Origin of the sequence: Alteromonas sp. KUL49 (assembly GCF_006538345.1) — a bacterium.
GTDB lineage: Bacteria > Pseudomonadota > Gammaproteobacteria > Enterobacterales > Alteromonadaceae > Alteromonas.
In genome coordinates this window covers 383624-398713 of the sequence record NZ_BJKL01000002.1, presented here as the reverse complement: position 1 = coordinate 398713, position 15090 = coordinate 383624, and the positions used below count along the sequence as shown (strand labels likewise).

Genomic DNA, 15090 nt, shown 5'->3' with positions numbered 1-15090 from the left:
AACCCATATGCTGTTTACGCGTTGTTATTTGCTAGAGATAACTAGTGGGCCTGAAGACTCACCAATAGCACGGATATAAGGGCGATACATATCCTCAGCCTGTGAAGGTGGCATAACATAACGCCCGGGTGTTACCGCGCGAACCAAGTAAAATAGTGTTGTCATGTCACGTTCTAGTGGTAGTGCTACCACGTATCTGTCGTCGCGATATTCGTCGTACTGGATATCAGTATTTCCCATCCATTGGTCAATGGTATAGCCGTCAACTCGCATATCTGCCATCTTAACCGCAGACTCTAGGTTTTGGTTTTCTAGCTCAAAGCCAGCAGGCAGCATTTCTACAATCATGGCCTCAGGTATCCATCGTTCGGACGTGCTTCTTACATCTAGCTTAACGAGGATTAAATCGCCAGAAGTGACTTCTTGCAGGTTGGCTTTGCCGCCGTGCTCAGTGAAGTAGCTACGATGAATGCGAATACCCTCGCTAACGGGGGCTGGCATTTCTTCGGGATACCCCTGTACCGTAGCATTGATAAACAAGGCTGAGGTATTGTCAGTAGTCACTTCAAGGTTGTCGGGAATATCATTACCAGACAACAGCTTTCTCCATTGTGAATGCGCGGTGTGACTAGTCGTGCTGTTGGCGTTGGCCGAACCTTGGGTAACTTCGATTGACCAAGTCTCACCTGGTTTGGAGGCAAACGCATTCGACAAGGTAAACAAAGCAAAACGTTCCTGAGTTGACAGCCAGCGTCTTGAACGTAGTTCGTCTTGAAGTCTTACTATCAGAGCGCTAGGTAAATCTGCTAGCTTACTTTGTGTTGCTAGGGAAACTGTCATGGCGAGATCTCTGATTTCTGAGCCATAATCACCAGCGTAACCTCGTTCTCGTTCGCCAAAATTCAAGGCTTTGCCCCACCCACTTTTAGCGCGTTGCGTGTCGCCAGCAAGTTCCAGTGCCATAGCTAAATAGGCCAAAGGCAAAGGGCTTTTAGCAGCATTCCATTGTTTGTCGAATAACTGACGAAGATCACTCAATCTGACTTGCTGTTTGGTGGCTAATACATAGGCGGCATAGGCGCGATAAGACAAATGATAATGCTCGGGCCAATCGCTGTATACGCTGCGCTCAGTCCATAGCTGACGGTTGGTGCGAACATAGCGGTTAAGTCTTTCCATAGCATTAACCAAAGTAGACTGATTGACTCGGTAGCCCAAATCATCGGCTCGAAGTAAGAAATCGGTGGCAAATACGGTAAGCCAGTGATTTTCGTTACTTCCGCTGCCCCACAAACCAAAGCTACCATCGCTTCGCTGCATAGAGGTTATGCGAGCGATGGCTGTGTTTACCGCTTCTTGCTTGTTATCGATGATGGCTTGGTTGGCGTCGTCAATGTAAGGTTTGAGGGCGCTAATATCTGAAGTGATGAGCGGCCATGCACGGCTGGTGGTTTGCTCTAAGCAGCCATAGGGGTACTGCAACAAATTACTCAAATGATCAGCGGTATTAATGGGTAAATTCGAAGATACATTAACTAACAAATGCTGTGCACTTGTTGCTAAACCCGCATTAAAATCCACGGGAAGTTCCCATGATGTGTTCTCATCGATAAGCGCATCAAAAGTCCGCCATTGGGCTGCATAAGGTGAGCGCATGCCCAGTGTCCATGAACGGCTTAACGATGCTTGTTCTGGGTTTGACTCAGAAATAACATCGAGTGTTACAGTACCTTGGCCGAAGGGGATGCCGCCAGAAATAGGCAGTTGCACTACCGTTTTCTGTCCTGCCTCTAGAGTAATAGACTGATCTATTTGTTTGCCACCGAGTTGTGGGTCTGCGGTTAACATTACTTTCAGTTCCATGTCTTCTTCGGTCATGTTGCGAAGCTCAACGGTACTGGTGGATTGGTCACCGTAACCTAGAAAACGTGGCATGCTAACGGAAGACACAATAGGAGCGGCGACTTTTACAGCCTCGCTGTGGTGGCCGTAGGCATCGTCGCTAAAGGCGAGTGCTCGTAGTTGAAGTTCGCCGTTGAAATAGGGAACGGGAAGCGTGATTTCTCCTTCGCCATTGTCATTGAGTGATACTTTACCAGAGAATAAACTCACCACTTGCACGTCGCTAACGGACATATCACCGCCACGGGTGAGTTCCGCGTCGCTATCGCCCCCAAAACGCATACGTGCATTGTTCGAACTCAGTTGTTCAATGAGTAGACCCCATGTGTCTCTAATTTCTGTGGTATATCGACGCTTAGCAAAAAACCAGTCGAAGGGTTTGGGGGTAGGCGTGTTGTTGATACTCAACACACCTGTATCTACTGCCGCTAGCGTGATATTCACCTGTTGCTGATCAGCCCCTGTCACTTTAATTTTGGTCACAAGTTCAGTGTCAGGTAGCATTCGCTCCGGAGCGTCTAGCTCAATGGTTAGTCTTCTCGGCTCTCTGTCTAGCGGTAGATGCATGAGGCCGAAAGCACGCTTGGGTAGGTGTTTGGTTTGTATTTCCCCAGCGCGAATAACGTTAGCGGTGGCGTAAATATCGTGACGACGCCATGAAGCCTCAATGGGAATATTGACGGTGGCGGTGTTATTAACCACGTCAGCAGTAGTGTGCCACAACAAACCATCGGCTTCTAAGGTGACTATGGCAGTGCCATCGTAGGGAGCGGATAAAGTTAGCGCGGCATTGTCATTAGCACTATAGGCTGCTTTGTCCCATTCAAGAGTCACCATGTCGGGTCGACCCATTATGCCGTCGGATGAGCGATCCCAACGCCACCCTGCAAAGAAGCGATAGCTCGCTAACAAAGACTGGTCTTTGTCACTGACTTCTATGCGATAGTTACCGTATTCAACGGCAAAATCCAGTAGCAACGGGTTTTCTGCATTGAATGTGACGACCTTGGTAAGTACGGGATGTTCCTCAATATCATCTTGATATGACCAACCATTGTTCCATTGCCAATAACTGTTGTTGTCTTCTCGAATCAGCGTAACTGTCACATTCGATTTTTCTTTGAGGATGTTTTGCCTATCTATATTTATAAACTCAAACGACACGTTAGATTCTGGCGATGCGATATTATCTTCCCACATGGGTTTGATACCGATGAGCTGGGCATCGGGCCAAATAATAAAGTCCCGTGAGCGCGTTACCGGACGGCCGCCGGATTCAAATAAGCTGGTGCGCGCACTGACTCTCAGAGGATATTGGGCTTGTTGCCAAGTATTGGGGACAGCCAGTTGTTGATGACCCTCTTGGTTCAGCGTCATCGGGGGAAGTGAGATATCGTCATTATAATCGGTATAGCCCGCCACGCCGAACACAAAGTCTTTGTACTCAGATGACACCGTTCTGGCTTGGCGAATACTTAAGGCGACTTCTGCACGATTACCAGCGGCTGGTGCGCCGTACAGGTAATCACCTTGAATCGAAAGCGATGGGGTTTCTGACGCTAATACGGCACTATTTTTCGCAGAAAGTGCTAGTTTCATGCGTTCTGGTAAGAAGTCTTCGATATTCAGCGAGTAGCTGAACATATCGCGATTACCCAGTGTAACTTCGTACGACCATTCACCAGTTAAGGTGTTTCTAGGCAGCGAGAAGGTATGAGTATAAAAGCTGTCGGTATCGCCTTGCCAAGCAAAACTTGAATGCACTCTGCCGTCAGGCCTTAAAATACGCACATTGGTGGTTTGTGCTTCAACTTTACGCCCGTCATAGTCTCGTAAAATGCCGTTAATCACGATAGTCTCACCGGGACGATACAGGTCTCGTGGACTGTACAAAAACATCTCTAGCGGTTTGTGGCTTCGACCATTCACATTGAATTCGGTGAGATCCATGGCTGCCGTTCTAAGCTTTAGTAGGCTTAGGTGGTTGCCTTTCTTTGCAATGGCGGCGACCGCATCGCGAGCCCCGCGAGAAAATTCAGCCATACCATTTTCTGAGGAACCTTGCTCGGCAAGTGTATTACCATTGTTATCAATGAGTCGAATATCAACGCCTTCAATAGGCGCAGCGGTATCTACTCCATTAACAAAAGCCAATAAGCCGTTGGCAGTCTTGCGTACCTGCATGCCTATATCACTAATGGTGAACCAGGTGACTTGATAGTCGTATGGGTAGTCGCCAGCTTTCTTCATCACCGCAATGTACACGCCGGGCTTTTGTAGTGGCTCGATATGCTTAATATTGATGAGTGAATCTCGGCGACGGTTATCGGCGCGGTGTAGCGAGTATCTGCCAGAGAATACCAATTCGGAAAAACGACTGATGTTTTGCAGTTCGTAATAGCTGTTCCCAATGTAGCTGTTGAGAAAGGCTTCTAAGTTGCTTTCATCAACGTAATGAAAGTCGATGTCGACCTCACTCACGTTAATGGCTTCAACCGTTAAACCGTCAGAAAGCTGAGGAGAAAGCTGTGCACCGCGACTTTTAAAGCGCACGCTTTGCGTGCTGCTGTCGGTAGTCACCGTGTCTGAGAAATCATTGCCTAACTGACGTCCTGTCACTGCCATTAATCCCTTGGACACCTCCACCGTGTAGCTGGTATCTGCGTCAATAAACGGAAAGTACGCAATGTTAAGTTGGTCACCCAAAATCCAACTACCGCTCACTGGTTGATTATCTTTGTCGTAAAGCTGAATAAATTGATGAAAAGGAGTAGTAGGGTCAATGGGAACAGAAAATGCGATTGCGAGGGCAGGTCCTCTGTCGTAGGTTTGTTCGCTGAAATACATCACAGAAAACGGCGTGTCGGCGTAATCTATCGCGAGCTGGTCTAAGCTCTGAGAATTGCTCGATGGCGAGTGGTAACTTGGCGTTTCTAACAACACTGACGTATCGGTTGGCGATTGTTCGGGAGCAACAGGAGAGCAACCAAAAATCGTGCTAACCAACACCGTCATACAACAAAGCCGCATTAATATATTCACGAGCAAAACTCCTTTTACTGATTGATGTTGAGCACTAACCAAGTGTAGTTGAATGAATTCACAGTCGCTTTTAATTAGTGACCTATAGTTTAGAGCAAAGTTTCAATGGGTTTTAAGTGTTTAAATTTAATCAGGTATTCTAGCTTATTGATGTGTTATTAAACGCAAATGATCCCACCTACTAGCGTACAGTGTAATAGACTAAGTTTTAAGCAAAGTGTCCCTATGCCATTAGTCAAAAATTAAAAAACGGAGAAGCTCATGTGTGATACGTTCACTGAAGATGACAATCAAAAATTTAACCAAGGTGGCGGTACACTCAATCGTCGCGACTTTAGCAAGCTCAGTATCGCTGCTATCGTGTCGCTCTGCTACGGAGGTTTAGCCAATGCCAGTGCCTTATTCGAGGGTAATTTGATTGAGTCAGAGGTTAACGTACCCATGGCTGATGGCATGTCAGACTCCTTTTTTGTAAGACCAGCGGAGGGTGAGCATCCGGGTATTTTGCTTTGGCCTGATATTCGTGGGCTTCGACCTGCGTTTAAAGCAATGGCGACCAGACTCGCTGCTGAGGGTTATGCCGTGCTTGTCGTTAATCCTTTCTATCGCGACGCTAAATCTCCTGTGGTTGCACCAGGTGAGCAGTTCAGTGATCCAGAGGTAAGAGGTAGGCTGATACCTATGGCGAGAAAGCTAACGCACCAAGCGAGTATGTCTGACGCGAGAGACTACATTGATTTTATAGACAAGCAAGACGGCGTTGATACTTCGCGTAAAATCGGTACGGCAGGTTATTGTATGGGCGGCCCATTAATTGTTCGCACCGCAGGCGCTGTACCGGAAAGAGTAGGTGCAGCAGCATCATTTCACGGTGGCGGTATGGTAACCGACAAGGAAGACAGTCCCCACCTTTTGATCCCTACCTCACCTGCACATGTGTTACACGCCATTGCAGAAAATGACGATGAACGTTATCCCACCGTAAAGCACGATTTAACAGCCGCCTATGAAGCTGCTGGTGTACCAGCTGAAATTGAAGTGTACAAAGGCACATTACACGGTTGGTGTCCACCAGATTCGGCGGTGTATAACGAAGAGCAAGCGGAAAAGGCATGGTCTAGAATGCTGGCGCTATTCAAAGGCGCGCTTTAACGGCGTGCGCTTAAGATGTGGCGCTAATTAGCGCAACTAAATACGTGGTGTAAAACATTTGAGAGGGAGCGATGGACTTTTTATTGCACGCCAATACCATCCATGGGGCTCAGCTTCGGCATCTATGCCTCAGATGGCTATAAAAAGCCCATCGCTCCCTCTCTAACTATTTGACCGATATTTCGCTTTTTAGTGGCGTTTCGAAATCGTAAAACGCTGTTGTGTAATCGAAAAAACATCTCAAAAAAACATTTCTGGATCTGTAAAAAGTCATACTTTTCAATGGGTAATGTTTTGGCATGGCGTTTGTTATCTATTCATTAGATACAACGACGAGATGTTGAAATGGATATTAAAATTGAGAAGCGTTCTAACCACAGGTTCAAAAGCTGGCAGTTGATTGTTGGTGTTTCGGCTGTATTGGCGCTCTGTGGTTTTGTCTTCACTCGCGACAACACTGTTCAAGTGTCTTCCTCAGAGATTTGGTTAGGGGAGGTTAAGCAAGGTGAACTACAACAATCAGTAGGTGGTTTTGGTCGCCTTAAATCACAAGATACTCGCCTTTTGACGGCTTATAGTGCAGCAACTGTTGAAGAAATCGTGCTAAAGCCCGGTGCACTGGTAACGCCGGATAGTGTCATAGCGGTGCTGGTTGATCCTGCAATTACCCAATCTGTTAAAGCCGCAGAGCGAGCACTGATACAAGCTCAAAATCAACTGCTTCAACTACAAATTAATCAGCAGCGCGAACTCTTAGAGCAGCAGTCAGCGCTTGAGGTTATGCGCTCAAACCAAGAAAGTGCCGAACTAGAGGTAAGTGCTCAAGAACAACTCGCAGAACAGGGGGTGGTATCTCAACTCGAATTCAAACGCAGTTTGCTGGCGCATAGACAGCTGACTCGACAGCTAGCATTTGAGGTAGAACGTATCGCACAATTGTCAGAGCTGCATGCTGCTAATCTAGTTATTGCTCAATCTTCCATTGATGCACAGCAAGAAGCCCTTGATTTGGTGAAAGAGACCGAGTCACGACTTGTAGTGCGTGCAGGTATTGCCGGTGTTTTGCAGTCCCTATCAATAGAATTAGGCCAAAGTGTGATATCTGGGCAACAACTCGCCTTAGTTGGGAGTATGGATTCCCTCTATGCGATATTGGATATCCCACAATCAAGTATGCAATACGTGGAAGTTGGCCAGCAGGTAGAAATAGACACTCGAAATGGTGCGATGAGTGGCCAAGTGGCTCGGGTAGAACCCTTGATAAACAACGGTACCATTCAAGTTGAAGTTACACTTACCAGTGAACTGACTGACAACGCGCGACCAGAACTCAATATTGCAGGCACTATTTACACACAAACCCTAGAGAATGCGCTCTACATTCAAAAGCCTCTCAATGTAGCCAATAACAGTACCAATAGCCTTTATCGCGTTGATGACGATAGTAATTTAGCCCACGCAACAACACTTAAATTTGGCATTGAAACTAAAGATAGCATTCAGATTGTTTCTGGTGCTTCTGTTTCTCAACGCTTTATTTTGTCGGACATGTCGCAATGGGAAGAACACGACACTATCGCAATCACCCAATAGACAACGCCCTGTCGAACCTATTTTCATTTAGGAATAATTATGAGTAGAAAGAGCAAAGTTAAACTTACCAACATCACTAAAAAATTCGTGACCAATGAAATGGAGACCCGCGCGCTTCAAGGCGTCAATTTGGAAATATTTGATGGTGAGTACGTTTCTATTTCTGGGCCCTCGGGATGTGGAAAATCGACCCTGTTGACGATATTGGGTTTGCTAGACACACCTACGTCGGGTGAGTACATCATAGGTGGGCATGATGTGAGTAATCTTACTGTGAATCAGCGAGCCAGCATACGCAACAAGCATATTGGCTTTGTATTTCAGTCCTTTAATCTTATTGATGAGTTGAGCGTGTACGACAATATTGCACTGCCTTTGCGTTATCGCCAAGACGCGCTTACCAATTCAGAAATTGAGGAACGTGTTAAGAGCAGTCTTGCAAAAGTTGATATGTCTCATCGAACACAACATAAACCCAATCAACTTTCTGGTGGGCAACAGCAGCGTATAGCCATAGCAAGAGCTCTGGTAAACAGCCCCGATGTATTATTGGTAGATGAGCCTACGGGGAACCTCGATTCAAAGAATGGTGACTTGGTAATGAAACTCTTGCAGTCACTCAATGACAACGGTACCACCATTTGTATGGTAACTCATGATCCCAGATATGCTGATATGGCGAGTACGCAGTTACACTTACTTGACGGTGTGATGAATGAGTCGCTTCATATGGAGCTAGCCGTATGATTGCCAGCATTCGCTATTTTACCTATGAACTAAAAAATGCGCTCACCAGTCTACTTAAACTTGGCACCTATAGTTCATTAGTTATTGCCACAATGGGCCTTACGCTGGCGGCGCTAGCCGTGGTGGTGAATATTAACTACTTGGTGCTTTCTAAGCCGTTACCCTATCCAGATGCTGACTCGCTCATCGTCACCGATCAGAGTGAAACTATAGGCGATATGACGCAATACGGTTTTCAAATACTCTCTGCTCAGTTTCATATTTATCAGGACGATAGTTTCATTGACTCCATGGCTTTGATGCAGTCAACTGGCGGGCGCTTGCAAGAGGTTACATCGAGTCCTTATATCGAAGCGTTACAGGTGACCCCCGAGTACTTTGCGCTATTGGGGGTGCCTATGGCATTGGGGCGCAGCTTCAACGATGACGAAGGAGTAAATGACCAAAAGCGAGTGATTGTACTGAGTTACAACACGTGGCAAAACCACTTCTCCGGTGACCTTTCAATACTTGGGCGAGCAATAAGGTACGATAACGAGATATACGAAGTGGTAGGAATCATTGAAGAGGGGTTTGCACCACCCGAAGTTTTTGGCTCATTAGAAATAGGCGGTTGGGTAAGTTTTCATGAGGAAGTCTCTACTACGAGCCATTGGGGCGCTATTACTGGCGGTGTGAATGGTTTGACTCGTCTTAAGTCTGGTGTCACATTGGAGCAAGCGAGTGCGAGCTTAGGTCAGCAAATAAATACCCTATATCAAAGCCAAGGTGCTGCGCCAGACACAGCTATCGGTGGGCGGTTCGTTTCACTAAAAACGAAAATCATTGGCGATAGTGCACAGCTAGCCTATCTACTTCTAGCGGGTGTCATTACCTTGTTACTTATTGCGGTGAGCAATCTTTCCAATTTGTTTTTCTCTCGAGCAGCGCAAAAGCAAAGAACCATGGCGATTCAAGCCGCGTTAGGTGCGCAGTCTCGTCACCTTTTTGTCCATGTGTTCAGTGAGGCTTTGTGGCTGATAGGTGCGTCATGGGCGATAGGCATGATAATCGCTGCCTGGCTTTTAGTATGGCTTCAAAACGACCTTCAATTTACTTTTCCGCGTATGCAAAATTTGTCATTAGATGGATTTACGTTAATTGTTAGTGCGCTAATAAGCATAGCTATTGCCGCTGTTTTGTCGTTTGTCTCCATGCGCAAAATTAACAGTGAAAGCTTAGTCAGAGATTTGCAAGCCAGTGGTAAAGGTACAAGTGCTCAGATTTCAACACGTACGAGAAATTTGTTGATTGCTACGCAAGTTTGTTTTGCTACTGTCCTCTTGCTGGGAGCGTCGGAACTGCTTCATCCGGTTTATAAAAAGCTCACTCAGCCTCTTGGTTTTGACAGTGAAAATCTGCGTTTCATTCGCGTCGATACAGGCGATGTTGAAGAAGGTTTACCAGAGTATTCACTGCAAATGAAAGCTGCATTAATGGCGTTACCTGAAATTGAATCAGCAGCACGTAGTTTTACTACTCCTCTCGTAATGGGATGGGAAAACTATTTATACGACGAGAATAATGAGATGCTAGGTATTGTGAGTGTAGGTATGTTTGATGAGGACATATTCTCAGTACTTGGGCAACAGATAATTGAGGGGAGGAGTTTTACCCCAATTTTGGACGGCGACGCACTGCCCCAAGAGGTAGTGATTAGTCAGTCACTGGCTAGGCGACTGTATGGTGATCAAAGCCCCATCGGTGAAACCTTGCATGCCACGCAAAATGAGCCGTTATCTGTGGTTGGGGTTGTAGAAGATATCTATGTTCCCAGTACCTCAGATGGTTATGCCGAAGAGCGATACTATTTACCGTTTTCGGGTGCTCGAATGGGATTCACGCTTAGAACTAAAGGCACTTTGGACGAAGCAAAACTACTCGCCACGGTTAAAGCAATTCACCCCAACTTTAGTGTGGCGTTTAACGATACCTTTGCCACAGATCTTAGCTTCCGCTTGCGCAATGCTAAGCTCACTGGGGGATTAACGCTTTCACTTGTTGTTCTTGCTTTAGCGCTTGCGGCTGCAGGGATTTACGGCGTATTGAGTTACTCTGTGCAAATGAGACGTTATGAATTGGGAATCAGACTATCATTGGGGGCCCACACCCAAACTGTAATAGCGCTAGTGATGAGACAAAGCTTTACACCCATATTTATTGGGTTAGCCTGTGGCATTGTAGTGGCGCTAATCGGTAATATGCTGGGCGAGTACTTGTGGCAATATCAGGTTCAGGCAGAATGGGGTGCATTCTTACTCGCGTTACCTATTATGATTGCTATTGCGCTGTTGGCTTGTTATTGGCCGATTCGCGCGGCGGTATTGGCGAATCCAATAAAAGCACTGCGCAACGAATAATAATGAAGTTCAAGTGGTCGGTGGCGATGCCGCCGACAGTCGACGAGGTAAACACATACAGATGACGACCCACAACATACTCATTGTTGATGATAAACCTGATGTCAGGTTGAGCTTGAACTTCTTACTGTCTAATCACGGTTATACTGTCGAAGAAGCAAGTTCGTTGCAAGAAGCCCAGCAACGACTCACAGAAACTTCCATCGATTTAATACTCTTAGACATGAACTACCAGCTTGATACCACTTCAGGCGAAGAAGGTTTGGCCTTCATCAAGGCACATAAGCAAGCTGACAAAATAGCCGTTCCCATCATTGCAATGACAGCGTGGTCAACCGTGGATCTTGTGGTGAGGGCGATGCAAGTGGGTGCTGTAAATTTTTTCGCTAAGCCATGGGATAACCAAGGCGTCTTAGCTTTGGTCCGCAAGCAGTTGGCGTTAAGCGCGTTAGTTACACCTAACGTCAAATCTGAAGCTACACCTGAATCTCCCTCAAGTAAATCATCAGAGACTAGCAACACCCTGCAATGGCATGGCGGCGCTATGATTAAGTTGCGCAGTAAAATTGATCGTATTGCGAAAACAAACGCAGCGGTGCTTTTACGAGGAGAGAATGGTACTGGAAAAACCAGTATTGCGGAGTATATCCACAACCAATCAGGCGTTTCTGGTGCCTTTGTGAGCGTCAATGTGGCGGCAATTCCAGAGAGCCTGTTTGAGAGCGAGTTGTTTGGTCATCGAAAGGGCGCATTTACTGACGCTAAAGACGATCGTGTAGGGCGTTTTGAAGCAGCAGATAATGGTACTTTGTTTTTGGATGAAATCGGCTGTTTACCGCTAGCACTTCAAGCAAAACTGTTGCGAGTGTTAGAATCAAACGAGTATGAACGAGTAGGTGACAACACCACAAAGCGGGCAAATTGTCGAATTATCTGTGCATCTAATGCGGACTTTGAAGCACTGATTAGTAATGGTGACTTTAGAAGCGATCTGTATTTTCGAATCAACCCTATTGAACTTACCGTACCATCGCTTAGGGATCGAAGAGACGAAATAGTCCCTCTCGCTGAACACTTCCTTAAGTATCACAGCGAGCAATATGAGGTAGCTTCGCCCACGCTATCGCATACGGCTCGTTCTGCGCTAGTTGAGTATCACTGGCCAGGTAATGTGAGAGAATTGAGTCACTTTATGGCGCGCGGCGTGCTTATGTGTGATGACGCAGAGTTACAACCTTCGGATTTTGCCTTTAAACACGCTGAAGTAAGCAAGAGCAATGAACTACCAATGATCACCCTTGAAGACGCAGAAAAACGTTTACTAATGATGGCGATGCAAAAAACCAATAATAATGTTGAAGATGCCGCACTGCTACTTGGCATAAGTAAAAGTGCGATTTATCGTCGATTAGAAAAATTTAAGCTCAACAAGCAAGGTAATTAGCTTGGGCTTCCTATTTAAAAGAGCGAAGTCATTTGAAGCGCTGTTTTGGCGCTTTGTTGCGTTAACCGTGATTGTGATGGTGTTATTAATAGCTGTCATTTTGATACTCATTGACGCTAAGCCGTTACTAACAATTACAGTGCTTGTCGTTGCCTTCGTTCCATTTGTTATTATTGCATGGAAGGTTTACACGGCGTTGTCTGCGCCGTTAAAAAGCCTAGCTGCATCTCTCGAAGCCATTCGGCACGAAGAATACACCCTACGAACTCAACCCAAATTTTCCGCAGGGGCCATCAAGGCCATGAGCGAAGAAGTTAGCTTGATTGCTGATGACCTAAAAGCGCGAAAAATTAACTACGATCGTCAAGCCGTGTTGGTGTTTAACTTAATTGAACAATTGGCTACTCCCATTGCGGTATTTGATTCAATTGGTTGTTTGCATCATGGGAACGATGCCCTAAGTACCTGGTGCGGGATCCCTTGGCGTCAAGCAAGACAGTGTAAGGCTCAGCAGTTAGGTTTGCGATTCAATACTGGAACACAACTGCCTCCTTGGGAAATAGAAGACAAACATCGCGCCCAACACTGGCAATTGAGATACAGCGCATTTGAATTGTCAGGCGAGAGATATCAACTCGTGGTAATGACCAATGTTGAACAGCTAATTAAATCCACAGAACGGGAAGCATGGCAGAAGATGACGCGCGTACTTAGTCACGAGATTAACAACTCTATGGCGCCCATCAAGTCATTGGCGGAGTCATTGCTGGAGTTACTTGGTACTGAGCAGCAAAACCCGAAAATCTCGAGTGCATTGGAAGTCATCATCAACCGAAGCGGCAGTTTGATGGGATTTGTTGACCGTTATGCCAGTTTGAATCAAGTGTATGAACCCGATATCAAGTCTTTGGATATTGATGTGTTGATAAACAAGGTCGCTGGACTTTTTGAGTGTGATGTACGCTACAAAAAAAGCGGTATTCAAATTCAGTCTGATGAAATCATGTTGGAGCAAGTTTTGATAAACCTATTGAAGAATGCCACAGAAGCGAGTCCCAAGGGAAAGCCGATTGAAATCAGTGTGAAAAAAATCAACATGACGGTGAAGGTTCTAATAAAAGACCAAGGCCCCGGAATTGCAAATATAGATAATTTGTTTGTGCCCTTTTACACCACAAAAGCAAATGGAAAGGGGATTGGGTTATCGTTATGTCGCAACATTCTCGAACAGCTGAACGGAAGGCTAGAGCTCAAGAATAGAGACGATCGAGCTGGCGCAGAAGCTGTTATCAATTTACCTTCACGGATTGATAAGTAGGATTAGTCATTTCCTAATTTGACACTGTAAGAAAAAGAACAGAACCAAATCCGACGGTCTCTTGTGTACGTTTAGCTGCCGATCGGTCTAGAATGGTAATATTAGGGCGTTATTCATTAAAACGGACGTCGATAGCTAGTCATCAGTCTCGACTTTATCTGCGCAATAAGGATTCCTTTTAGTTACTATATCATGCTCTAAAAAATTCACTGGTGGCTTCATCCGCAGGGAAAAAGGTTTCTACTTTTAATTCAGAGGCTGTTACGTCCAAGGCAGTACCGAACGATGAAATCATACTAAACATTTTCAGTTCTACATCACCGAGTTGTAGATTCAAACTCATTACTGGCGCGACTGTCGCAGAAATATCTGCGGCAGTGTAATCTTGCACGTTGGCTAGCTGCTGCACTTCCTCTAAAAGATTGCTCAGAAACGTATTTTGCGGATCATCACTGACTTCACGTTGTAATCGTAATAGCAAGGGGGTGGCGATTTCGGTCCAGTTGGATATGAATGGTCGCAACCCCTTGTCGCTAAATGTTAAGCGATAGATATTGAGTGTACCCTTATCTAACAGACTCGGATCAGGCTCGCCAATAATGCTGATCAACTTATTGCTGGCTTGATTAGCCATGTACAGATTCCATCGTCGGTCGACCACAACGGCAGGAAAGGGCATATGGTGCTTTAGCGTCATATCCAATGCGTTTTGCACGGCGACCATCGTGGCATCATCAAGGGCTCGTTCTTTATAAATAGAACCAAAACCCGCACTTTTAAGCATTTGGTTGCGATCGCGCAAGGGCATCTTTAGCGCTTCAGCTAGATCAATAATGGTATCTTTACCGGGGCGAGAGCGTCCAGACTCCAAGAAACTTAGATGACGCTGAGATATTCCCGCTTCTAATGACAAGTCTAGCTGGGAATACTTACGGACTTTACGCCAGCGTTTTAATGTAGTTGAAAACGGAGAGTCACTCATGAGTTACTTTTACATAATTTCCATCGGTTATTAATTTATCCTAACCACAAATTGTCACAATTACCTAACAGGTAATTGCTGGAATTATCTCCGCTTTTACAATGAGTGCCAACATTGAGGAGAAAACTATGAACTTACGTCTTATTTTACTACTGGGTACATTGGCTCTGTTTGGTGCTTACTCTGTTTGGTTATTGATGGATGTCGGCTACATTGCAATTTGGAAGGCTGGCTTTGCGAATCCATCTAGTTTGCAGATCTTAATGGACCTTGTGATTGCTTGTTTGATCATCTCAAGCTGGATGATTGGCGATGCAAAAGCGCGCGGTGTGTCCGTATGGCCCTGGATTATTGCAGTGCTAACCACGGGCACATTAGCAATCCTAGTTTACTTAGTGGTGCGTGAACTAGCGAAAAAACCAAAGCTACAAACGGTTTAAATACATTGAACAAAGCTCTAGCAGTGCCATAGCTTTGACTCGCTACTAACTTCACAATATCCAAGGTCAGC

General features: G+C 45.7%; 9 protein-coding genes. 7 read left to right on the top strand and 2 right to left on the bottom strand.

Annotated elements, in window-relative coordinates; all coding sequences use genetic code 11:
- Positions 1-24: 24 nt before the first annotated feature.
- Entirely contained in the window at positions 25-4944 is a 4920-nt protein-coding gene (locus EYS00_RS04885) for an alpha-2-macroglobulin (RefSeq protein ID WP_130635432.1), read from the bottom strand.
- A gap of 261 nt (positions 4945-5205) precedes the next feature.
- Between EYS00_RS04885 and EYS00_RS04880 the strand changes: the two genes are divergently transcribed.
- From EYS00_RS04880 to EYS00_RS04855, 6 genes are all read left to right on the top strand, one after another.
- Positions 5206-6096, top strand: coding sequence for a dienelactone hydrolase family protein (locus tag EYS00_RS04880; protein WP_130635431.1), 891 nt, complete (start codon positions 5206-5208; stop codon positions 6094-6096).
- Between the two features lie 345 nt (positions 6097-6441).
- A complete protein-coding gene (locus EYS00_RS04875; RefSeq protein ID WP_130635430.1) occupies positions 6442-7689 on the top strand; it encodes an efflux RND transporter periplasmic adaptor subunit in 1248 nt (415 codons plus the stop codon).
- Positions 7690-7728: 39 nt separating this feature from the next.
- Entirely contained in the window at positions 7729-8436 is a 708-nt protein-coding gene (locus EYS00_RS04870) for an ABC transporter ATP-binding protein (RefSeq protein WP_130635429.1), read from the top strand.
- Complete coding sequence (locus EYS00_RS04865) at positions 8433-10835, top strand: ABC transporter permease (RefSeq protein WP_130635428.1); 2403 nt, start codon at positions 8433-8435, stop codon at positions 10833-10835. Before EYS00_RS04870 ends, EYS00_RS04865 begins: the two co-directional genes overlap by 4 nt.
- A gap of 13 nt (positions 10836-10848) precedes the next feature.
- Complete coding sequence (locus tag EYS00_RS04860; protein ID WP_242618650.1) at positions 10849-12279, top strand: sigma-54 dependent transcriptional regulator; 1431 nt, start codon at positions 10849-10851, stop codon at positions 12277-12279.
- A 1-nt stretch (position 12280) separates the two neighbouring features.
- Positions 12281-13597: a PAS domain-containing sensor histidine kinase gene (locus tag EYS00_RS04855; RefSeq protein ID WP_130635427.1), complete on the top strand. Its 1317-nt coding sequence runs from the start codon at positions 12281-12283 to the stop codon at positions 13595-13597.
- A gap of 190 nt (positions 13598-13787) precedes the next feature.
- Here the strand turns inward: EYS00_RS04855 and EYS00_RS04850 are convergent, their stop codons facing one another.
- Positions 13788-14579, bottom strand: a complete 792-nt coding sequence (locus EYS00_RS04850; protein ID WP_130635426.1) for a helix-turn-helix domain-containing protein — start codon at positions 14577-14579, stop codon at positions 13788-13790.
- Between the two features lie 128 nt (positions 14580-14707).
- On the opposite strand from EYS00_RS04850, the gene EYS00_RS04845 reads away from it, so the two are divergent.
- Positions 14708-15019 carry a DUF2834 domain-containing protein gene (locus EYS00_RS04845; protein WP_165399310.1) on the top strand — a complete coding sequence of 104 codons (312 nt, stop codon included), beginning with the start codon at positions 14708-14710 and terminating at the stop codon, positions 15017-15019.
- Positions 15020-15090 lie beyond the last annotated feature (71 nt).